Below are 22,988 nucleotides of genomic sequence, written 5' to 3' on the forward strand. Positions count from 1 at the left end.
ACTAGACCTCCTCTCCAGGCGTCGCATCTGTGCTAGATAGCGTTTCTGGTTCTTCAGTCGTTTCAATAACTGTTGGGAAAACCTCAGCTAAATGCCGCACGACGCTCCCGCGAGTTATGAGGCCGATGAGACGATTCTGTTCATCAACGACGGCAAGATTAGAAAGATGATTCTTGCTCATGATCTCCACGGATTCAGAAAGCGGGGAGCCGCTGTGTACAAAATAGTTAACAGGTCGCATCACATCGGCAACCGTAATATTTTCCTCGCCATAATGCTCCAGCACGTTATAAATCGATACAATACCTTCAAGCCGTCGTTGCCTGTCTATGATAAACAAGGAATCAACCTTGCGCCTTTCCATTACCGTAATGGCTTCTGCCAAGCCCCTTGTTGGATAAGCAGTTACGGGCTGCTTAACCATCACCTCGTCGACGGTCGGACTGTCATAGGTGTTGTCTTGATGGAGCCGTTTCTGACCGATGAACGATTCCACGAATTCATTGGCGGGGTAACGCAAAATTCGCTCCGGTGTGTCGCTTTGCACGACTGTACCATCTTTCATGAGTACGATTCTATCCGCAATTTTGAGTGCTTCATCCATATCATGCGTAACGAAGACAATGGTTTTGTGCAGCTCCTGCTGCAGCCTTACCAGCTCATCCTGCAGCTGTTCACGGCTAATTGGATCGAGTGCGCTGAAAGGCTCGTCCATGAGGATAATGTCTGGATCTGCCGCCAGTGCACGGATAACGCCGATCCGCTGCTGCTGGCCGCCGCTAAGCTCCGATGGGTAGCGGTCCCGGTAAGTCTCTGGAGGCAGTCCGACCAAATTAAGCAATTCATCCACACGCTTATCGATCCGACTGGCTGACCATTTTCTCAAGCGAGGAACGACTCCAACATTCCGTCCTATAGTCAAATGAGGGAACAAGCCGATACTTTGAATGACGTAGCCGATACTGCGCCGCAGTTCGACAGAATTGATCTCTCGGGTATCTCTGCCATTAATCAATACGGATCCACTGGAAGGGATGATGAGATGATTAATCATCTTCATCGTTGTCGATTTCCCACAGCCGCTAGGACCGATTAGAACCGTCATTTCACCTTGCTTGAACTCTAGATTGATATTCTTTAACGCATGGAACCCATCGTCGTACACCTTGTTCACGTTGTTCATTACAATCATGTAATCGCCAACCTTTTTTTTTTTACTATTTCCTATTTAGCAGCTTTTTAATAGCATACCAACCACTTGTCGTAAAAATATAAGTAAGTATAAGTTTTCTCCATACTTTTCTTATTTCAGAGGGAAGAAACTTGCTTCGCCGCCAAGGACGGCATTAGCCATTTCTTCTTGTGTCAATATTGGATCACATATTTTATCGTCTGCTCACAAACAATGAGGGTAGCTCTTAGAGAGAAAGAAGGCGAAGCTTAATGAAGCGACTGCTTAGAATCGGAACGACAATCATTATGCTTAGTGGACTGTTGTGGCCGAGTTATACATTTGGTAATGAGATGAATGCTGAGCTTAGTGATAAAGAGGTAAAACCAAGCAAGCAGCTGGCAATCGTCATTGATGACTTCGGTAATCGCATGTTGGGTACGACAGAAATGATGGAGCTGCCGATTCCGATCACTGTAGCTGTGATGCCATTCATGCCTACAACCAAGCAAGATGCAGAGCTCGCACATAAGCGGGGACATGATGTAATCGTGCATATGCCGATGGAGCCGAACCGAGGAAAGCCAGAGTGGCTTGGTCCTGGTGCACTCAAAGCTAGCATGAGCAATGAAGAAATTCGCAAGCGCGTGGAGGACGCCATTAAAGAAGTCCCCCATGCCATAGGAATGAATAATCACATGGGCTCCAAAATTACCGCAGACGAACGTATTATGCGTGTTGTCCTCACTGTAATTAAGGAGCATGGAATGTTCTTCCTAGATAGTCGTACAACCTTCAAAACAGTTATTCCGAAGATAAGCGCTGAGCTTGGCGTTCCGTTTCTGTCTAATGATGTTTTTCTCGATGATGTTTATACAATGGAACATATTTCTCGCCAAATGGGAGTGGTGAAGAAGCAGTTGGCTGCTCGTGAGCGTTGTATCGTTATCGGTCATGTAGGCTCTCCTGGTATGAAAACATCTGCGGTTATCAAAGGAGCCATACCACAGCTGCAGCAGCAAGCTACCTTCATGAAGGTATCCCAGCTGCTGAGCTCATCAACGGAAAAGGATATAATTCCGCACCCCTGAGGCTATGGCATCTGCAATTTCACCTTGTTTAATGGGATCGGTCAGCATACGTCGATCCCCGTTATTACTGAGAAAGCCCATCTCGACAATGACTGCAGGCTGCTTGACGACATTGAGAATATAGAAGGGCTTGCCGATTACCGGCAAGGTGGCTGTATGCTGATGCCGATTCAACATATCTTGAATACAAAAGGCAAGAAAGGCGCTTTCCCCTTCATTCTGATGAAGCACGAGAGGGCCTCTTCTGGTTTTATTCGGAACCCAATTCACATGCAAGCTAATTACGATCTGAGTTTGAATTTCCTTGGTCAGCTGACTGCGCTGTGAGAGGTCACGTTGATGTCTGGAACGACTGTGGTGCCAGCGATTATCATCGCTAAGCGCATAATCGCCACTACGATTCATGATGGTACGGATACCACTGCTTCGAAGCATAAGATATAGTTTCTTGGATACGGCTAGGTTAATGTCTTTTTCCAGCAAGCTCTCATGGTGTGCCCCTCCATCAATACCGCCATGACCGACATCTATAAGTACTTCAGCTGACGGCAGCGCTCGACTATAGTGAGGAGTCAGGCCAAATAAGGGATCATCTTCAATAGAAGCTTGCTTGTGTGGAATAGGCGCTTCCCTATGAGCTGCAAATGAGGGCTGGGCAAGCCCAAGGCTCATGCAGAGCGTCATACTAAGCAGAAAGGGTGACAATCGTCTCAAACGTCGGTTTACAAGAAAACTGCGGTGAAACATACTTTTCATTCCTCCAATACCAAGAGTGTTATAGTTAGCGTGGCACATTCGGAGGAAACTCATGCATGTTTGAACAAAACGTTATCAGGGGACACTTGAGAAGAAGACTTCGAACGGGGGAGATGCATTCTTATGGCAAAAGACAGTGAGGATTACATTAAATACATGACTGGAAAAATTGTGACCTATATAGAAACGCCTCAGGAAATTCGCAAAAGTCAACGACATATAGCCAAAGCTCAAAGAGAGCCTTGGCTTACACGATGGTTTGGAGTTGGCGCATTTGGCCTTGTATTATGGTGGAGAGAACGAAAAGAGCGGCAATCTGAAAGAAGTGCGGACCTGCGTGAGAATACGTTTGTAGATTAAGTAAGATTAATCCTTTTGACTTCTTCTTACTTTTTATGGATAAAAAAGGCCTTTCGTCTTGATTGTGTTAAGGGACACGTAGCGTGTTCCTTCTTGATCAAAAGCAACATAAATGGAGTTGTTGTTCCAACAGTGATAGCCGATTGTAGGAAATACAAACAGCACGGATTTATCATACAGCTCGGCAGTGAACCGTATTTGTGCTTTATGGTTAAGCAGCTCAGGAAGCTTCGTGACTTGCTCGGAGGTGAGCGGCGATTTGGTCAACCAAGGCATCCGTTCATAGGGATCAAAGGTTTCATTGGTTCGCGAAGCAGAGAGCAAAGAGAGTAGAGTTGCAGGTTGGGCGGCCTCCTTTTTTACCTTGGCTGATGAGGCTTCCGTTTGCTTCTTCCAGATTTGATCATTGATGGGGAGGGATTCACCCGTCCAAGCATCCATGTATACGGTTTGTCCATCAGGCGAATACCATTTCCAAACCGCTAGTAAAGGATGAACGTAGAGGCGTTCAATCTTAAGCGGTTTTTTTACTGCGTCTGCGTAAGAAGTGAAGTACCCTTGTCTAATCATGGACTGATATAAAGTATTCGGGTCGAAAGCAGGATGCTCCCCCACACCGTATTCGGAAAGAGCGAAGCCATTATCTTCTGTTGCGTCCACAATCATATAACCTACCGGCTTATGATCAATAAGAAAGGTGACAAGCCAGCCGTGCATACCGGGTCCAATCGGCACAATGTTCGGAGTAGCATGCTTCCAAGATCTGAATTGAGCCTGCTGAGTCAAAATATTCGTCCAGGTCTGAACCTGCTGCTCTAGTTTGGATTGCTGCTGCTTCAGTTCAGGTTGACTAACAAGGGTTTGTGCAGCTGCCGAAACATGGCTGCTTGCCAAAAGGATAACCAATGCGGCATATAGCGGAATCCATTTGCGCATAGGCTGCTCACCTGCTTCCTTTTTAAAGTAGAGTTAGCTATTCATGGGTGAAGCAAAAGCTTACAAGAAGCGCATGAGTTGTAAATTAGTGTGATTAATAGTTAATGTAACGTCATTGTACTGAAGATGAATCGAAAAGGGTGTAGGAACCTGTCGCGCGGTTGCGGACAAGCTCCGTTCTATTTTTGCCATATTGTTGGAAAGTAACACCCGTGAGAGCGTATCTTTGTCACATTGTCGTTATCCGATTCCTTGGAGATAAAAGATACCGCAATTTATAGCGGATACCGTCACCCTCGGCTCGTACTGCCACTTGATTTCCTCTTGACGCCTTTCGAATTGTTCCGTAATTGTCTGCCGGTTCTCATCGTCAACATGCTCTAATAATGGCTCGTAATAATGACGAATCGTTGAGAGTTCAACTTCTAGCCGCCCGGCTGCGGCATCCGCCCAGGTATAGTCATAGGTTCTAAGCTTTCGTTCCAATATTTGCTCTGCAATGGTTACCGCTTTGTTCAGCGACAAGGCGTTCTTGGCCGTATGCACATTAGGCGGCAGCTTGGGTGTCATTCGGTGTTCTAGAAGCTGATTATGAAAGTTCTCCAAGCATTGCCCCGTTGCCAGCGATACTCCGAAGGAGTGAATTTCCTCGCGTTTCATATCACAGGCGAACTCCACCTTCAGGTTAACCCCTAGCCAAGCACTATAGGCAGTAGATTGAAGCGGGTGTGCGCTTCGTTTGTCGGGCTCTTGGAAAAGACAGACGTAGCTGCCATTCGCTCGTGCGGATTCAAAGAGTTGATCGAGCTTGCGTGAGCCATAATGAAGATCCTCACGCGGAATACGCATGCCAGCTGCATTCAACGTTGTATTCAAATACCCGAATGTACGGCCAATTGCAGCCTCTGCAGCTGCTTCGATTCCAGTTGGTGCTTCGTCACTTTGCAGTGAATCCGAAGATTGTACAGGAGTGGGAACTGAAACTGGAGCTGAAACTGGTGCCGGAGTGGGAACTGGAATAACCGCAATGCTTTGATCATATTTAGCTTTATCGGTAACGAAGAGCATGGACATCGTCTCGGGCTCTGCACCTGTTCGGTCGACAAAGCTCCAGTAAAACGGACGATTGGTTATATCCCGATCGGCACGTGGGGATAGCTTTACTTGAAAATGCGCGGGTGATTTCTCGATAATGCGGCAGCCCGTCGTCTCCAAGTACTTTTGCACAAACTTGTGTACCTGTTTCTCGTTCATGGCCTCACCTCCACCGTTTGTCCAACTGCATCCAGCATGATATGGATCGCTGCCATTTCTGTAGGATCTGCTTCAGCCTCAACATCATCACGGATACGACTTAGTGAATCACCAAGTTCATCCATCTGCTCGCGAAGCTTTGCCTGATCCCCGCCAGACTCCAGCATGGCACGAGCTAATCGCTGCTCTAGTGATTCTTTCTTCTCGAACCGTTCGAGAATGTGGTCCAATTCGCCAATTACGAGCTCGAAAAGGTTGATTTTCTCATGCAGCAAGCCAACGATATGCTCTTCAATCGTGTTTAACGTACATAAGTTATAAATCTTCACATCATGTGTTTGACCAAGGCGGTGAACACGTCCAATACGCTGTTCCACACGCATCGGGTTCCATGGCAGATCGAAGTTGATCATGTTGTGACAGAACTGCAGATTGATACCTTCGCCGCCAGCTTCTGTTGCAATAAGAACTTGGGCACGGCCGCGGAACAGATCCATCATCCAATCCTTCTTACCCCGATTCATGCCTCCACGATACGGTACCGCCACTAAATTATTAGCTCGGAAATATTGAAGCAGATATTCCTGAGTTGCTCGGTACTCGGTGAAAATAATAACCTTATCGTCCATTTCACGGATAAGCTCTAATGTTTTCTCTGCTTTCGTATTCGCTTGAATGCCGCGAATGACCTCGACAAGTGCCCAGATCTTAGCCCGAACGGGAGAGTCCTCGGCTGTCTTCTTGAACATATTGACTAAAGTGAGAAACACCGCATCCCGGCTGCTGCACACCTCTCTTTGAAGCGTGACGAGCGACAGCATACTTGTAAAATCGCCCTCTCCCTCTTCAAAGCGATCGCGTACAAATTTGGTTACGGCATCGTAGAGAGCTTGCTCCTCTGTGGATAGGGAGATAGGGATATTCTTGACAATTCGCTTCGTAAACTGAATACCGCCGTCACCGCGGCGATTGCGTATCATGACCGTAGAGAGCTTCTCATGAAGCTGCTCCTCGTTCTTAGGTACTCGCTTGTCTACGACGAAATTGGAGGAAAATTCGCTTTGTCCGCCAAGCTGACCCGGCTTCAGTAACGTAATGAGGTTAAACAGCTCGTCCATGTCATTTTGCACAGGAGTCGCGGTAAGGAGTAGGCAATATTTTTTGCGCAGCTGATTGACGAATTGATAATTGGTTGTTTTCTTGTTCTTGAGCTTATGCGCTTCATCAATGATGAGCATATCGTAATCCTGATTTAGCAAAATATCGCGATGAGGATCACGTTTGGCCGTATCCATGGAAGCAACGACGATATCATTTTGCCAAGTATGCTCTTTTCGCTGGGCAATAGCTGAGATGCCGAATTTCTGGTTTAATTCACGAACCCATTGCAGCACCAAGGAGGCGGGAACGAGAATGAGGACACGTCGAACGAGTCCCCGAACCAAGTATTCCTTGAGCACGAGACCGGCTTCTATCGTTTTGCCAAGGCCTACCTCATCAGCTAGAATCGCACGGCCGCTCATTTCATTTAATACCTTGCGAGCGGTGCTTATTTGGTGAGGCATAGGCTCGAATGCGGGAAGACTGCGTAAACACTGGAGATCGTCGAAGCTGTTAACTAGCTTCGTTTGCTCTGCTTCTATGGCTAGCTGATACATAGTCCAATCGTCCCAAGGGCCGTTCCGATTGACACGTTCCTCAAGATTTTGAAACCACGTACGGTCAAATTGCAGCTTCGCATTAGGGTGGAACTTACGTCCCGATGAACTTGGAACCGGAGAAATTGCTTGTGCTTGTGCGCCTAGAGTTGGGTCAATCGTCGGTTGCAAGGTTGGAGGAACTCCTTTCCAAGGGGGAGAATGGGTTGAATGTTCCTAGTATGACCTTGGAAAGCAATATTCATAAGATAGTGACAAGGAAAAAACGAAAGTATTGTGTGTACTTGTGCAGATTGTGGTAGAAACTGCGTCTGACGTAGAGAATAGAAGCTCGGTGGAGGTAGATGGCGGAGGCTGTCCGATTTCAACTTATATCCGTGTTTTAATCAATATATAGTGTGTTATAATAATATTCACACACTATATATTGTGCTTATGGCTATTGGGAAAGATTGTAGTTCATTGAGATTCGTAGTTGAATGAAAGGCGTGGTGAGGCGGAATGAAGACGGAGCGCAGGGGACAATTAGAAGGATTAAGCGAGAAAATATTTTTGGATCGATATGCTTGGAAGAATGCGGATTCGAATGACACCGTAGTTGGAGATGTTGTGCTTGTGCTAACGAAGGATGATCCTAAATTTCCATCAAAAGAAGTTGGTGAGGTTATCGCTCGTGAAGGCAATCAGGTACAAATCAAGCTGCGAAGCGGCGATATCGTGGATTCTACGGTTGAGAAGCTGACCTTAACGATAGAGAAGACGCCTGATGAAATGTGGGACCGGCTGTCACATGCGATATCATCGGTAGAGGATAGCGTAGAGAAGAAGAAGCTCTGGCAGGAGCGGTTCCGTTACGTATTGGAGGATTGGAAGCTCGTACCAGGGGGCCGGATTGCTGCAGGAGCAGGAGCTAGTGAGGAGCTAACGCTGTTCAACTGCTACGTTATTCCTTCGCCTGCAGATAGTCGCGGCGGCATTATGAAGACATTGACAGAGATGACGGAGATTATGGCGCGTGGGGGTGGAGTGGGTATTAACCTCTCATCACTCAGACCTCGAAGGGCCATCGTTGCTGGGGTGAATGGTTCGTCAAGCGGTGCTGTATCATGGGGCGGATTATTCAGCTATACGACTGGACTGATCGAGCAGGGTGGATCTAGACGTGGTGCATTGATGCTGATGATGAATGACTGGCATCCGGACGTACTTGATTTTATTACCGTGAAGCAGACGATGGGACAGGTAACGAACGCGAATTTATCGGTGTGCGTCAGTAATGATTTCATGCGCGCGGTCAAGGAGGATCTGGATTGGGATCTCGTATTCCCCGATACCAAGGACCCTGAATACGATGAGCTATGGGATGGAGATTTAGAGAAATGGCGTCTCCTGGGTAAAAAGGTTCTCCTCTATAAGACAGTTCCTGCACGTGAGATATGGCATACGATTATGGAATCGGCCTGGAAATCTGCTGAGCCTGGTGTCGTATTCATGGAATATTATAATCAGATGTCGAATAGCTGGTATTTCAATCCGATCATCTCTACGAATCCATGCGGAGAACAAGGATTACCGGCTTGGGGCGTATGTAATCTGGCAGCGGTCAACTTATCGAAGTTCTATGATGAGGCTTCTGGGGATGTGGACTGGGATGAGCTGGCTAAGGTAACCAAATGGTCTACTCGGTTCCTAGATAATGTCATTGATGCGACTCCCTATCATTTTGAAGAGAATGAACGGAATCAGAAGAAGGAACGTCGTGTAGGGCTGGGAACGATGGGACTTGCGGAGCTCATGATCAAGCTGGGCATCCGTTATGGCAGTCCAGAATCACTTGTTTTTCTGGATAAAATCTATGGGTTCATGGCTAAGGAGGCTTACTTAGCATCAACCGAGATTGCAGCGGAGAAAGGATCTTTCCCAGCGTTTGAGGCAGATAAATACGTACAGAGCGGATTCATGAAGAACTTAATTAGCGCTTTTCCGGAGATTGGGGAAGCCGTGACGAAGCGTGGGATGCGGAATGTGACTGTTATTACGCAGGCACCGACTGGAAGCACAGGGACGATGGTTGGAACATCGACGGGAATCGAGCCTTACTTTGCCTTCGAATATTATCGCCAGAGTCGATTGGGTTATGACAAGCAGTTCGTACCTATTGCTCAGGAATGGAAGGACGCGCATCCAGGTCAGGAGCTGCCGGATTATTATGTGACTTCGATGAGCTTGTCTGCCGAAGATCATATTCGTGTACAGGCGGTCATTCAGCGTTGGGTCGATAGCTCGATCTCGAAGACGGCGAATTGTCCGAATGACTTTACCGTTGAGGATACGAAACGGCTCTATGAGCTTGCTTTTGATCTGGGCTGTAAGGGCGTTACCATCTATCGAGATGGCAGCCGTGATGTTCAGGTGTTAAGTACGAAGAAGGATGAGACGGCGGGGAGTTCAGTGACAGATGAGCAGGAAGAAAGTTCGGTGAAAGAGAGCGAGCAATTGACGGCGAATGTGTCGGAGCAAGTAGCGGATTTATCGCCAGTCGTAAACGTTGCGGGGCAAACAGTGGATTTATCACCAATCGTAAACGTGTCGAAGGAAGCAGTGGGTTCATCTGCAAGCGTGAATGTGTCAGGGCAAGTAGCCGATTCATCGCCAATGTCGGAATCACTAGTTGTCGATAAGGCATACAAGAGCCGCCCTCAGATTCTTAGCGGTGCGACTTATAAGATGAATACACCTTTTGGGATGGCCTATATTACGATCAATGATATTAATGACTCGCCAGGTGAGATTTTTCTGAACGTAGGGAAAGCGGGTTCGGATGTGTCCGCCATGGCTGAAGCGCTTGGACGGGTCTGCTCTCTGTTCTTGCGATACGGAGATCATGGTAATAAAGTGAACCTATTGATAAAACATTTGAAAGGGATCGGTGGAACCGGCGCAATTGGGTTTGGTGTTAACCGAGTGGAATCCATTGCTGATGCGGTCGCCAAGGCTCTCGAAATGCATATTGGGGGAAAAGAGACTAAGGTGACGTATACGAAGGAAGCAGAGGTCTCCGCTTTGCAGCATGAATTTGAGGAAGAGTTAGTGGCAGCAGCAGGTTCAACTGAGCAAGCGGCTGATTATGCTCATGCTCATTCGCATGGTGGCAGCAGTTCAACGGATTTATGTCCTTCCTGTGGATCAGCTACGCTGGTTAATATTGAGGGGTGTAAGACTTGTAGTTCTTGTGGGTATAGTAGGTGTGATTAAGCATTCTTAGAGGTTGACCAGATAAATCTGGTTAACCTCTTTTTTGTGTTAAAATCAGCATTAATAGAGAGAGCAATGATATAGGAGGGGACTTGAAATCAAATCCCAAAAATGAGGTGTTAACGTTGTCTTTCCATGAATCTGCTCTCTTAAAAGCTATCGAGACTAGCGAAATGAGTTCTGTAGTATTTATTAGAGACTACATTCAACTAGTTTTTGAAAATGATAAAGAGACAGTAATATTAACTGCATTTACACTCCCCACAGTATTAATAAAAAACGAGTTATTTAATAAACAGGTTGTAGGTTACTGTGATGCCCTTTGTTCGTTAATAAACCAAGCTGTAAAAAAGGCTTTAGTTGAGGAAGGAATCGCGATTTCATTATTATTTGAAAATGAAGAACTCGTAAAAATTTCATTACGTGAAGAGGACTACAAGGGAACAGAAGCAGCAATGTTTTCGAGTGTTGATGGAATTAGCGTGTGGTAAACATACATTGATTTACGATGAACAGGATAACTGGAGAAATGCGCAATAAAAGCGAATGGTTATGATAAAATTATCAAGGGACGAATCCAATTAGGCAAATAAAGAAAGCTTGATTACCATTGTCTTCGATAATACACAATTATTAAATTTCGAGTCAGAACTTTGAAAGCAAGTTTAACCGCACGGTTGGTTAACTATTAACAAAAAACGAATTTAGGAGATACACATGAGAAGTCCTACTGTAGGAGATGTATATTGCATCTATTCGCCGCTATTAAAGAAATATACGGCGTGTCAAATTACGAAATGGGAACCACCTGTATCAAAGAGGTCAAAAGGGGATGCAGCGATATTGGGGCTGGATTGGGCAGGAGAGGAGCCACTCACACCCTACGGGCTTCAGGAGCTGAGGCCGTTAATTCTTGATCATCATCATTGGAACAAATGTTATGATGAACTGAAAATTGATGCCTACATTCCTAAGCATTACATCTATGTCGGCACGATCACGCCTTTATCCACAGAAGCGCCTAGAGGGTACAGTTATGGGGGCTGGAGGGAAGGTGAACAGTTTATTAATAAAATAAGATGGGAAAGCATCCCACTTACCTTGCGTGAAACATTTAAAAAAGCAAGCAAAGAGCATGCACAAATCCAAATCGGAGAGAAGTTCCTTACAAAGTACAGTTCCACAGCAGATGAAGAACTGCTCCGAAGTCTGTCTGATCTATCAGAACTAGCTCAATTTCCATGTTTAACGGAAATTCGTACTGATCGCTTAACCGACTCTTTACTAACGTATATTACTGGCAATCCACTTATTAATAAACTTGAGTTGAGGGGAAATGGATTGGAATCCGTCGACTTAAGCGGGACCAACTTGCTTAGGCTATACATAAACGCAGAAGGTATAGAAGAGCTTGTATTAAATAAGGGCTTAATGGAGCTTACCCTTGCAGGTAGCGTCTCACCTTCGCTCCGAATCCACATCGAGAATGACGGAGAGTCTCTCGAGGTCACGTTCTTCGATCAGGTGCCAGATTTTCAAGGGCTTGACCGATTGGGAGCACTTTCGCTGACGAATGTGACTGAGATTGATCTGGCTAAAATAGTTAAGCAATTTAGCTCACTGAGGATACTAAAACTATGGGGAAAACCTGGTTATATTTCAAATCTTAAATGCTTAGAACAGGTATCCACCCTGCAGCGTCTCTTTTTGTTTAATTTGTTTGGGTTCACCGGAGACCAATTCCCAGAACCGGATAAACTGCCTGACCTGACATGGTTATCTTTAAGCAGTATACCTGCAGAAGCAGGAAAAGCGATTAAGAAAACGTACAAAAATGAGCCTGCAAGCAGGATGTTTATCGATATCACGCAGCTTAGAAAACCGGAATGGCTTCTTGAAAATCTCGAAAATCCTTTTCGGGATTGGGAAGTTCGGGAGCAGATATCGCTTGCCAATGCCAAAAAAGCCCGTGAACAATATAAAAAGACGCGAGGGGCCATTCAGGGCTTGCGTGAGCGAGAAGCTACTGGCCAAGAGGTAGACATGGAATCCGTTCTTGAGTCAATTGTAGTTGAGTACACACAGGCTTTCAATAAAATGAATCGGCGGACCCATTTTATTGAAACCTTAGAATGCGAAGAGGTATTTGTCGCGTTAGAAGAGCTACTTCAGACATTCACTGATAGTGAAAAACTGACCCGAAAGATGCTGGAAGTATTTGAGCAGGCACGTGATTTTTAATAATGAACTTCGTAAGTAATTGGTATCCGAACAGGACGCTCAAAATGCGTTGAAAGAGCTGTTTGCAGAGACGCTTCAAGAGATGCTTGAACTTACCCCTGTCAAGTAGACAATGAAGAAAATAACCCTTCAAATCATTAAGCGACAAGAGCCCTGTATTCGACTAAAGCGTTTACGAATGCCAACGGTGTTGGCTACAATGTTATGGATGAAATTAGTTATACGAATTCGGTTGTTCCTTCAGTGGCAGACGCTGAGAATGCATCCGTCTCATCACTGTTAGTCAGTTCCAACCGCAAGTATACTCAAGTATCCAACCAAGCAACGACCCTGTTGTCTGTCCAAAATGACTACTATGATGGACTCGGCTTTTTGCGCTATTCACAGCAATCCAACAATGGAGTTACTCAGACTACAGAATATCGTCCCGACGATTTGACCAGAGCGGTCTATGCCAAAGACCCGATGAATAATACAACGACAATTGTCTACGATGCTTGGGGTGCGCAAAAAGAAGGGATGGATATTTACGGCAATTTGTATGTGTCAGAGAGCAATTTGAAATTACACAAGGGAATTCATTATTTCGTAGCGGCTATGGATGTCCTTGCTTATCGGAATAATCCGGTTCTAAGCAATTTGAAGTCCAGCTATGTTGAGCAGGACTACGATCAATGGGGACGATTACTGGTGAATAGGGTCTATAAAGACTGGCCCAATCAAACTGTTCCATTGACTGAGTTGTACACATATGACATTGCAGGAAATCTACTTACGTATACTGATCCCAAAAAGAATTTGAATAGTGAAGGCGTCACCAAGAAGTATACCTATGATGCACTGAACCGATTGAGTGAAGTCAAGGATGCAATCGGACAAATTATAAAATACCCTTACAATACAATTGGTCAAATCACAAATACGACCGTACAAAGTAATGAATCCGATTCGCCGAAAGTAGTCAGCACAAAAGCTTACAATGAAATGGGCGGTCTGACTTCCAAAACAGATCCATCTCTCAGCCAAGAATCCTATACTTATAATAATTTGGGTTTGTTGCAGCAAAGGAAAGATCGGAATGGAAGCCTATTTACCTACCAATATGATGAACAGAATCGCCCAACCCTGCTCACTGCAACGAGGGCAGGATCGGTCACACAACAAAACAAAACGATTGTTGGAAGCAATGGCATCCTATTTGATACACAAGAAATTTATAAAAATAGTGTTAAGTCTTCTTCTTTGACGGCTCAAATAGATTATTTAAAACGAATAACCTCCATTCAAGTGCAAGGAGGCAACAGTTCCTATACCTCTTCGCTCGGAATTAGTTATGATAAGAACAACCGAATTATTCAATATAACATTGCGGGTGGCGCTTCAACCAACTTCACTACTCAATTTAAGTATGACCGGCTTCGACTGGATAAGGTTCAGACCAATGGACAGTTGGCTTTAGATAATACAGTTACCGGCAATGTCAAGTATGCATATTTCCCGAATGGACAGGTAGAATCTATCTCTTATCCGCCATTGACTGACGGTTCGGTGTTGAAGACAGAGTATGTGTATGACAATCTGAAACGGCTTAGTAATTGGCCATAGTGGTGGTGGCATTGCAGGAAGTAATTCAGCTGTGGATTTAGAATCTGCTGGCCTATCTTCTATGTTGGCTGCAGTAATTGCAATAGGTTCTCCGCTATCGTACCCATCTCCTAAGACTATCCCACTCGTAGCATTAGCCGGTCCATATGATGGAGTAAATTATAGTGGCGTTATTAATTTAACTGGTATTAGTATTGATAATGCATACGGACATTTACTTTACTTTAATAAGGCAAATATTAATACCACTTATAAAGCTGTGACAGCATACTTGGGTCCTTTATTAAATTAATTTCGTGGGGGGTAAGTATACTGATTAGTAGAACTAGGCTTATACTGTCTATATTATTTTATATTTCACTGTTACTGTGGACTGGTGTTTATCAAATGCTATTACTATGTCTTTCATATCTTTGGGTTGTACTAGAGTTAAGGTTCTATTATAAAGACCAAAAATCGCTAATATTAAAAGCACTCCTCTTTTTAGTTACTTGTATAGAAGCCCCTACAATAGAAATTACAGCAAAATACTTGGGTCCAGCAGCTGTAATTTATATAATTCCATTTTTTTCAATTTATTATTTCGATATCATTTCAAAAAAAGCCCCAATACGCATTGACAATTTTTTTTGCTGTAGTAACTGGGGGAATAGCGGCATTGTTTGTTGGATATTGGGTCTGAGAAGAACGATAACAGAGTCACATGTGAGTGTAACAACTCCATGTGGTTTTCTTTTGTCCAGATAAGCCCTTGTAATTATTGAAAAAAATCCATTTGTAGCCAATGACTTAATAATTAGCTGTGTCCTAATTTATGTTATGTAAAAAAGAAAGGGTCAGGTGATCAGAATGTCGGAGGCAATCAGGCAGAAGTTGATTCATGAAGGCGGAGGGTGTCTACTGATCAATAAAAGTTTGGTTCGAGCGATTGGATTACAAGCAGCGATCATTTACTCCGAACTGGTAAACAAATATTTATATTTGGAGAAGAGGGCTTACTTCAATACAATCTTAAAGGTGAATTTTTCTTTACGGTGGAGGATATGGAGAGAGCGACAAGTTTAAGTCGATCTCAGCAACAGAAGGCTATCCGAGTTTTGGCTGATAATGGTCTCATTCGTAATTATCGAAAGGGGAGCCTGAATGGCGGGCAGTTACAGAATAAGCAAAATAGCATAGCCGTATACAGAACGAAGATTCGCATTACGACCCAGGCGTGGGCGCAAAGTTTTGTTAAAAAGACGAAATAAGGCAGAAAAGGGGAGAGGGAATGGCAACGGAATTTACGGAACTGATTTCGATGAAGAAGGCGCGAAAACGGCCGCTAGAATGCGATGTCTTCGTTATTCAGCCAAAGGAAGACCATTATTATTGGGGAAAGGTAATTAAGACGGATATCGGCGGTAAAAATCTCAACTTTCAAGGCATGAATCTGATTTATGTGTACAACTGCCTCTCTCATACGAAGGAAATCCCGACTGATCTAGATCAACACGAGTTTTTATTCGCGCCTACGGTGGTTAATTTTCAAGGCTGGTTGAAGGGGTACTTTGAAACGGTGGGAAACGAACCTGTGACGGCGAGGGAGGCGAGTATCGACTTTGGATTTTTCGACGACTACGAGAGACAGGACAAGTTTTATAATCTGGAGGGTGAACGCATATTTCATAAGCCTCAATACACTCGTCTCGATGGCCTAGCCAGCTACGGATATGTGGGAAGACAAGCCCACCGGGTATTGTACGGAAAAGAGTACGAGTAAATTGCGTTAGGAACAAAAAGCCGATTTTAAAGTCATCTTCTCTTCACAGATAGGGAGTTTACAGTAAGACAACTTTCATGCCCAGCCGTCTCCGGCAGCATAAAGAACGTAATCCTAACCTTATGCTATAGCAAACGTCTTGTCCACAAGTTGATTCTACCGCAAGAGTGGCATGCAGCCTTTACAATTCGTTGGACAGAATATCCAGTCTCTAACGTTAAGAAAGGCTGTAAGCCGCCCTGCGGCCTACGATTCAGCAACGGACAAGCTGTTTGTTTTATACTGATCCCAAAAAGAATTTGAATAGTGAAGGCGTCACCAAGAAGTATACCTATGATGCACTGAACCGATTGAGTGAAGTCAAGGATGCAATCGGACAAATTATAAAATACCCCTACAATGCAAGTGGTCAAATCACAAATACGACCATACAAAGTAATGAAACCGATACTCCGAAAGTGATCAGCACAAAAGCTTACAATGAAATGGGCGGTCTGACTTCCAAAACAGATCCATCTCTCAGCCAAGAATCCTATACTTATAATTATTTGGGTTTGTTGCAGCAAACGAAAGATCGGAATGGAAGCCTATTTACCTACCAATATGATGAACAGAATCGCCCAACCCTCCGTACTGCAACCGGGGCTGGATCGGTCACACAACAAAACAAAACGATTATTGGAAGCAATGGCATCCTATTGGATACACAAGAAATTTATAAAAATAGTGTTAAGTCTTCTTCTTTGACGGCTCAAATAGATTATTTAAAACGAATAACCTCCATTCAAGTGGAAGGGGCCAACAGTTCATTAACATCTTCTCTTGGCATTAGTTATGATAAGAACAACCGAATTATTCAATATAACATTGCGGGTGGCGCTTCAACCAACTTCACTACTCAATTTAAGTATGACCGGCTTCGACTGGATAAGGTTTAGACCAATGGACAGTTGGCTTTAGATAATACAGTTACCGGCAATGTCAAGTATGCATATTTCCCGAATGGACAGGTAGAATCTATCTCTTATCCGCCATTGACTGACGGTTCGGTGTTGAAGACAGAGTATGTGTATGACAATCTGAAACGGCTTAGCTCCATGACGAATAAAAAAGGCAGTACGCTGTTATCGTCGTATAGTTATACTTATGATAGTAACGGCAATATTGAGACGACCTCTCAGACACTGATTAATCAAACCACGAAGACCAATTCTTACACGTATGATAAGCTTAATCGTATCAAAAGCATTACACGTGCGGATGGATCAACGGCCGTCTACACGTATGATCTTTGAAGGTACAATTGGAGGAGTGAAAGAAGACTGGCTTACTTTATCGCTGGCAGTACCTGTTTTAGCTGCAGGAATTACTCATACTCCAATATTGCTTTCAACATTATTAGCGGCAACGGATGTCGCTGCAATGGGAACAACTATCCCTACATACTATACGGTTACCTCAGCAGCAGTTGCTGAAATAATAATGAAGACAGGTGAGTTAAAAGGCTCCGCAACGGAAGTGGGCCAGGTATTTGTTTGGACAACTAAGCCAACATTTGCTCAAGCCAAAAATTCCGGGGCACGTTCATTAGATGTTGTTCTAGAATTTCAGCTACCAAACGGAGTAACTGGAATCGATAGATCAGTAGCTCCAGACCTGCAGAGCATAGCAAGGTACGTAAATGGTCCAGCAAAAGTAACTAATGTAAAGCAGGTGAATTTCAAATAATGGAGCATATTGATTATGTGAAGTTAAAAGATGTCTCATTAACTTGCAAACCCAGCGAATTGATTTTCCCTTCATGGATGGATAATTTAGATTCATTTTCACACGAATTTGAGACAGGCAAAGTATACGCAGTTGTATCTGAACCAGGCTATGGAGGTTGGGCATTGTCGTATTTGTTATCGGGGAAAACGAAGGGATTCACCGGGGATATCTACATCAATGATACTAGAATTACAAGCGATTCATTATCGTCGTATGGTGGGTGGTATCTCGGTGAGGGAGTGACTAGGAAAAAAAACATATTCGGATTTAAAAGAGAATTGACGGTAAGGGAGCAAATAGAATGCGCTCCATCAAACCAATATTCATTAGAAGAGCTGATACAATTATTTGATCTTTCGCTGACTAGAATTGAAAGGGCATTTAGGTATATTAGTAACGAGCGTTGGAATGCTTCAACAGCCATTGGCCTTATATATGGAAAACAAATTTTTTGTTTTCCATATATAAAAGATGACGTTAAAGATATTATTTGGTATCGCCTTAAATATAACTCAGCCATTATTAAACAGCATAAGGGTATTACTATCATTCCAGTCCAAAGTGCTTCTATTGTTGAAGAATTTGTTGATGAAATCATCTATTTAACTTAGATTACTCTATAGCCACGTGCGAGTGTAACAACTCCATGTGGCTTTCTTTAAGCTAGAGGACGTTTCATTAACTAGGATACGTATGAAGGGCAGATTGACAATCCGCTGAGTTTGAATTTGTATACGTATGTGAGTAATAATCCACTTAGATATACTGACCCTTCTGGGCATTTAATTCATGATGATATGAACTTATCTGCTGCTGATAGAAGTTACATTGCTGGGACACTAACAAAAGCATTTAATGACGCAAAAGCTATAAATGATATAGCGGGCATGCAAAGAGCTCATGATGATGCTGTTGTGATTCGTCTTGCGAGTGGCAAATATGAGATGGTGGGTAGAACTGATTTTACTACGGGCAAAAATGTTGCTATAGAGGGTACAGTTGGAGGGGTTAGGGAAGACTGGTTATCAACAACCTTAGCAATTCCTGTCTTTGCAGCAGGAATTGTTTATGCTCCTGCAGTAGTGGCTGCTTCTGATGTTGCGACTATGGGATACAGTGCCACAACATTAGCAGGTGGTTCAGGGGTAATTGTTACAGGAGTAAAAGTCGCAAGTATGATTCCAGAGTTGAATCAAGTTGCTCAGAAGGCTGTTTCGTCGCAAAAACCTATTACTGGCATTATTCGTAGTGATGGGACAGTAGAAGCATATATTTAAAACTTATCAGGTACAATTTCTCATGAAAGTCTTGTCTGACAAAAAGTGATTTAGGATTTAATATGTCTGTTTATGATAGGATTTGGTACGTAAGTGGTTCTGGTTTTGCATCAGGACAGGGCTGGGCTCAACCAACATTGGTGCAACGAGAGTTCATAAAAACAGTATTTGGAGTGAAATAAGTGAGCTTATTAAAATGGCTTAACCGAAAATATATTATCAAATGTCCGAAATGTAAAAATGAACTAAATGTATTTTATTATGGAGCAGAAGACTCTTTGCTTCTCAAGTGCGTCGAATGTAATGATAATATCTATTATTTAAAACAAGCGAATTCCAGCAGTATTACTGTAACTGAAGTACCGCATATTTTGGACAAACAACTGGAAGCGGATGCATACCATAAATTCTATAAAGGAATTCCTAGTAGTGAAGCTTTAGAGCCCAAGTGGATTAAGCTAATTCGCAGGATAGTAGTCCGAAAAGATAAATAAAATTTCATCTGACCACATGCGAGTGTAACAACTCCATGTGGTTTATTTTTGTTTTTTTGGTTTTCTTAGGGTAGGGCTACCCAGTCCCGAATGAACCCAACATACAACCATTAACATACTTAACCCTTGTAATACCGCTACAAGAATTTCTTTATTTCTTTTGTACGCACGCGTATGCTTCAAAAATATAACCTAATTAACGCTTTACCGATACAGATAATAGATCGATTTTGGTCAGATACCACCATGATTAACCTATAGAAATGACGTATCCTCTTGTGAAACTCATTAAAGAAGTCCCAGTATACATCTGTAAAATCACAATCCGGTCAATGGATTCCCCCTCATTTTTCGTCTGTTCATAAGTAAGACAAGTTTTTAGTTCATTTTGTATCACCTTGAAATAAATTTTCACATTGGCTCCAATAGGGGGTCCTACCAATCCATTAGCTATAAATATGAATTCCGAATGAAAGAGCAACATTTCAAACATCTCCTCGTGATATAACTATACATGAGTTACAAACAAGGAGATGAAGACATGAGTAAGTTAATAGGTAAAATCGCTTTAGTAACCGGTGCAAGCCGGGGGATTGGTCGTAGCATTGCGCTACGTCTGGCACAGGAGGGTGCAGTCGTCGCAGTACACTATGGGAAAAGACAATATGAAGCAGAGGAAGTGGTTCATAAGATTGAGCAAAATGGTGGCGACGCATTCACGATCGGTGCTGATCTAAGTACGCTTAACGGCATTCATGATTTATATGCAAAATTGGATGAAGCCCTTCGGGAACGTACAGGTGATAATCGGTTTGATATTCTTGTGAATAACGCTGGAATCGGTCAAGTTGTAACCTTAGAAGAGACAACGGAGCAATCTTATGACGAAGTCATGGACATTAATGTCAAAGCACCGCTTTTTGTTACCCAGCAAGCTTTGCTGCGTCTGAAAGATGGAGGCCGCATTATCAATATCTCATCGTTTGTTACACGTGCGGCCTCCCCTAGTGTGTTCACCTACAGCGTGTCCAAAGGTGCAATCGACACACTTACCCTCGTGTTGGCTCAGCAACTCGGACACCGAAATATTACTGTGAACGCTATCCAGCCTGGCATTATTAATACAGAAATGAATGCTGGGACTTTGCAAGATCCCGGTGGACAGAAATATGCTGCTGGTCTTTCAACCTTCAAAAGGTGGGGGGAGCCAGAAGATGTGGCGGATATTGCTGCCTTTCTTGCAGCATCGGATAGCCGTTGGGTAACTGGTCAATTGATTGATGCAAGTGGCGGGTCTCATCTGTAAATGAAGTTGACAAAATGACTCTATAAAAAACAATAAAGGAGCTGCCGCGGCGGCTCCTTTATTTCTAGTGTGCCCAGTATAGGCGCTATCTCTAAGGTTCAATTCCCGAATGCTGAAGGAGTACGAGAGTAAATGGAGCAGGTAGATGTCGTCAGACACTATAGTTGATATCAAGCATAGGGAGTAGAATGATGGAGAAAACAATCAAAGAACAATTACTTTTCCAAATATTAATCATGTTTTGGGGGTTCGACTGCCTGAGCTACGTAAGTTGGCTAAAAAAATTGCCAGAGAAGATTGGCGAGTTTTCCTTCAGCAGGATGAGCGGGGACTTCATCCTGCCTTATTTAGTATCCATTGAAGAATATGAGATACGCTTTGGCGTGGTTATGCTCATTGATTATTATATGGAAGAAGAGTACATGACACAGGTCCTGCAGCAACGGGCAGATTAGCATGGTATAACGACTGAGTATTAACTTCTTGGAGCAATAGCATAAGCACTCCTTTGAGGGAGCATGTGCTTACTGGATGACTCCGAGTTCCCTGTTCTCGGATCGCTGGTATGGATGAATAAAATGTAACAGATTTATTTTTGTTAAAGTGGCCCGGTTTCGGGTTCCAGGACTATTTATCATATGCCAAGTGGTATACTGTTCAGCATAAGGATTGAGAGCTGACATTCCATCAACTGGAAAAATGACATTGTATCCCCGGAATGCAGCACTAGTGGCTGTATGAAGGACTGCGCCATTAGCTGCATAACCGGTAATCAGAACGGTTTTAATGCCATGATCATGCAATATTTGTTCTAAATCAGTTTTGTAGAACTTATCAACGTTTGATTTCACAACAGGATCACTTGGCAAGGGGGCTATCTGCGCGGCAATATCCGATAGGCTTCCCGTATGTGTAAGGCTATAGACGACAAGCATGCCCCATTCACGACTTCTCGCCAATAGTTGATTAATTTTAGAGATGGAGGCAATACAACGAGGATTATTACATATAGAGGTCTCCATATCCAAAACTAGGAGTGCACTTGTTTTGGGGTCCACTGAAACGGATTGCAGCTGAGTGGGAGGAGGAGTGGGAACAGCGTTCCATTCATCGATGATAGTTGAATCCTTTCTTTCAGCGTAATCGTTCACACGTAGCCAGTGACTACTTGGCATGCAGTATTCACGCCAAACACCGTACTGGGGACAATAATAGTTCATCCTAATCCACCTCTGGGCCGCTTATTTGATAATAGATTATGTACGAGGCTAGGAAAAGGTGTGGCCGAACCGTTTTAAGTATAGTCATGCCTATTCCAAGAATCATTGAAAGAAGACGTGTACAGATGCAAGAGGTCCACAGCAGGGACTATTGAGTATGAGGAAATTATGGATTTCACATTGGCTTGGTATTAATGGAAGAGTTATGAATAGTTTGGATGGATGTCTGATTAACTAGGACAATATAAACAACATCGAGTATAAGGATCAGAATATACATAATGGCTAATAAAAGTGAGTGCGGAAAGAAGGAATAACAGAGGATTGAGGCACATAAAGTGCCTATCATTTTGGAGTAAGCGATAGATAGGGATTGGCCCTGCAGCTCTTGAGACAGCAGCATTTTTATGAAAAGGATGGACATCAACAGATTGATGCCAAAAGCCGAATATACACCCAATTTGTCATGAAATTCAACCGCCATTCCGTAATGCAGCAGCAGAGCTATGACAAGTAATGCAAAGACGGAAGCATGAAGGGTGCGTTTTGGATAGGTATCTTTTGAATAATAGATGGCTTGGAGCAGAATGATGCAGTCTAACAGGAACCATATGAAGGTTACGATTTGCTGAAGCGGGTGAAACGGCATAAGGAAGGTGAACAGAAACTCCCAAGTAATATTGGCACATATGGAGGCGAGGGGCATTCCACAGAACTGATCCTTAAATCCCTTATAAATAATAAGAATATAGGCGATCGTCCAAAATGAGGCTGCCCCGAACATCAACAAATATTCTGCTTTTAGCGGTAATAGGTGCTCCATATGACGGTT

21 protein-coding genes and 2 pseudogenes are annotated in these 22,988 nt (G+C 43.6%); 16 read left to right on the top strand and 7 right to left on the bottom strand.

Annotated elements, in window-relative coordinates; translation table 11 throughout:
• Nucleotide 1: 1 nt before the first annotated feature.
• Nucleotides 2-1,192, bottom strand: a complete 1,191-nt coding sequence (locus EKN16_RS03915; protein ID WP_125653799.1) for an ABC transporter ATP-binding protein — start codon at nucleotides 1,190-1,192, stop codon at nucleotides 2-4.
• Nucleotides 1,193-1,443: 251 nt separating this feature from the next.
• Between EKN16_RS03915 and EKN16_RS03920 the strand changes: the two genes are divergently transcribed.
• Nucleotides 1,444-2,262 (top strand): divergent polysaccharide deacetylase family protein, encoded by an 819-nt coding sequence (locus EKN16_RS03920; RefSeq protein WP_125653801.1) that lies wholly within the window; start codon nucleotides 1,444-1,446, stop codon nucleotides 2,260-2,262.
• Here the strand turns inward: EKN16_RS03920 and EKN16_RS03925 are convergent.
• Nucleotides 2,230-3,009, bottom strand: a complete 780-nt coding sequence (locus EKN16_RS03925) for an N-acetylmuramoyl-L-alanine amidase family protein (protein WP_232016210.1) — start codon at nucleotides 3,007-3,009, stop codon at nucleotides 2,230-2,232. The genes EKN16_RS03920 and EKN16_RS03925 overlap by 33 nt on opposite strands.
• A 132-nt stretch (nucleotides 3,010-3,141) precedes the next feature.
• Between EKN16_RS03925 and EKN16_RS03930 the strand changes: the two genes are divergently transcribed.
• Entirely contained in the window at nucleotides 3,142-3,378 is a 237-nt protein-coding gene (locus tag EKN16_RS03930) for a YqzE family protein (RefSeq protein WP_125653803.1), read from the top strand.
• 33 nt (nucleotides 3,379-3,411) lie between these two features.
• Here the strand turns inward: EKN16_RS03930 and EKN16_RS03935 are convergent, their stop codons facing one another.
• The 3 genes from EKN16_RS03935 to EKN16_RS03945 all read right to left on the bottom strand — a co-directional run bounded on the left by EKN16_RS03935 (nucleotide 3,412) and on the right by EKN16_RS03945 (nucleotide 7,352).
• Nucleotides 3,412-4,314, bottom strand: coding sequence for a hypothetical protein (locus tag EKN16_RS03935; protein WP_125653805.1), 903 nt, complete (start codon nucleotides 4,312-4,314; stop codon nucleotides 3,412-3,414).
• 240 nt (nucleotides 4,315-4,554) lie between these two features.
• Entirely contained in the window at nucleotides 4,555-5,568 is a 1,014-nt protein-coding gene (locus EKN16_RS03940) for a YqhG family protein (protein ID WP_125653807.1), read from the bottom strand.
• Entirely contained in the window at nucleotides 5,565-7,352 is a 1,788-nt protein-coding gene (locus tag EKN16_RS03945) for a DEAD/DEAH box helicase (protein WP_179955614.1), read from the bottom strand. The genes EKN16_RS03940 and EKN16_RS03945 overlap by 4 nt, the downstream gene beginning before the upstream one ends.
• A gap of 375 nt (nucleotides 7,353-7,727) precedes the next feature.
• Between EKN16_RS03945 and EKN16_RS03950 the strand changes: the two genes are divergently transcribed.
• The 14 genes and pseudogenes from EKN16_RS03950 to EKN16_RS04015 form a co-directional block, all read left to right on the top strand.
• The gene (locus EKN16_RS03950) at nucleotides 7,728-10,481 is read left to right on the top strand and encodes an adenosylcobalamin-dependent ribonucleoside-diphosphate reductase (RefSeq protein WP_125653809.1); all 2,754 of its coding nucleotides are present in this window, start codon (nucleotides 7,728-7,730) and stop codon (nucleotides 10,479-10,481) included.
• Between the two features lie 92 nt (nucleotides 10,482-10,573).
• Nucleotides 10,574-10,972, top strand: a complete 399-nt coding sequence (locus EKN16_RS03955; RefSeq protein ID WP_125653811.1) for a hypothetical protein — start codon at nucleotides 10,574-10,576, stop codon at nucleotides 10,970-10,972.
• 226 nt (nucleotides 10,973-11,198) lie between these two features.
• A complete protein-coding gene (locus tag EKN16_RS03960) occupies nucleotides 11,199-12,722 on the top strand; it encodes a hypothetical protein (RefSeq protein ID WP_125653813.1) in 1,524 nt (507 codons plus the stop codon).
• A gap of 204 nt (nucleotides 12,723-12,926) precedes the next feature.
• Complete coding sequence (locus tag EKN16_RS03965; RefSeq protein ID WP_125653815.1) at nucleotides 12,927-14,327, top strand: RHS repeat domain-containing protein; 1,401 nt, start codon at nucleotides 12,927-12,929, stop codon at nucleotides 14,325-14,327.
• Nucleotides 14,328-14,358: 31 nt separating this feature from the next.
• Complete coding sequence (locus tag EKN16_RS03970) at nucleotides 14,359-14,619, top strand: hypothetical protein (protein WP_125653817.1); 261 nt, start codon at nucleotides 14,359-14,361, stop codon at nucleotides 14,617-14,619.
• 978 nt (nucleotides 14,620-15,597) lie between these two features.
• Complete coding sequence (locus tag EKN16_RS03975) at nucleotides 15,598-16,089, top strand: immunity 26/phosphotriesterase HocA family protein (protein WP_125653819.1); 492 nt, start codon at nucleotides 15,598-15,600, stop codon at nucleotides 16,087-16,089.
• Between the two features lie 272 nt (nucleotides 16,090-16,361).
• Nucleotides 16,362-17,027, top strand: a complete 666-nt coding sequence (locus EKN16_RS03980; RefSeq protein ID WP_125653821.1) for an RHS repeat protein — start codon at nucleotides 16,362-16,364, stop codon at nucleotides 17,025-17,027.
• Nucleotides 17,028-17,039: 12 nt separating this feature from the next.
• Entirely contained in the window at nucleotides 17,040-17,384 is a 345-nt protein-coding gene (locus EKN16_RS03985) for a hypothetical protein (protein ID WP_125653823.1), read from the top strand.
• A complete protein-coding gene (locus EKN16_RS03990; RefSeq protein ID WP_125653825.1) occupies nucleotides 17,374-17,817 on the top strand; it encodes a hypothetical protein in 444 nt (147 codons plus the stop codon). The genes EKN16_RS03985 and EKN16_RS03990 overlap by 11 nt, the downstream gene beginning before the upstream one ends.
• Nucleotides 17,817-18,470, top strand: a complete 654-nt coding sequence (locus tag EKN16_RS03995; protein WP_125653827.1) for a hypothetical protein — start codon at nucleotides 17,817-17,819, stop codon at nucleotides 18,468-18,470. Before EKN16_RS03990 ends, EKN16_RS03995 begins: the two co-directional genes overlap by 1 nt.
• A gap of 57 nt (nucleotides 18,471-18,527) precedes the next feature.
• Nucleotides 18,528-18,644, top strand: a pseudogene (locus tag EKN16_RS33670) (RHS repeat-associated core domain-containing protein); the annotation flags it as partial.
• Between the two features lie 674 nt (nucleotides 18,645-19,318).
• Entirely contained in the window at nucleotides 19,319-19,630 is a 312-nt protein-coding gene (locus EKN16_RS04005; protein ID WP_125653831.1) for a hypothetical protein, read from the top strand.
• A 541-nt stretch (nucleotides 19,631-20,171) separates the two neighbouring features.
• Nucleotides 20,172-20,936, top strand: coding sequence for an SDR family oxidoreductase (locus tag EKN16_RS04010; RefSeq protein WP_125653833.1), 765 nt, complete (start codon nucleotides 20,172-20,174; stop codon nucleotides 20,934-20,936).
• Nucleotides 20,937-21,159: 223 nt separating this feature from the next.
• A pseudogene (locus tag EKN16_RS04015) lies at nucleotides 21,160-21,376 on the top strand (hypothetical protein); the annotation flags it as partial.
• 84 nt (nucleotides 21,377-21,460) lie between these two features.
• On the opposite strand, the gene EKN16_RS04020 reads toward EKN16_RS04015, so the two are convergent.
• Together EKN16_RS04020 and EKN16_RS04025 are read right to left on the bottom strand one after the other, a co-directional pair.
• Nucleotides 21,461-22,156 carry a cysteine hydrolase family protein gene (locus tag EKN16_RS04020; protein WP_125653837.1) on the bottom strand — a complete coding sequence of 232 codons (696 nt, stop codon included), beginning with the start codon at nucleotides 22,154-22,156 and terminating at the stop codon, nucleotides 21,461-21,463.
• A 175-nt stretch (nucleotides 22,157-22,331) separates the two neighbouring features.
• A complete protein-coding gene (locus tag EKN16_RS04025; RefSeq protein ID WP_183530605.1) occupies nucleotides 22,332-22,979 on the bottom strand; it encodes a transmembrane-type terpene cyclase in 648 nt (215 codons plus the stop codon).
• Between the last annotated feature and the right edge of the window lie 9 nt (nucleotides 22,980-22,988).

Source organism: Paenibacillus baekrokdamisoli, assembly GCF_003945345.1.
GTDB lineage: Bacteria > Bacillota > Bacilli > Paenibacillales > Paenibacillaceae > Paenibacillus_Z > Paenibacillus_Z baekrokdamisoli.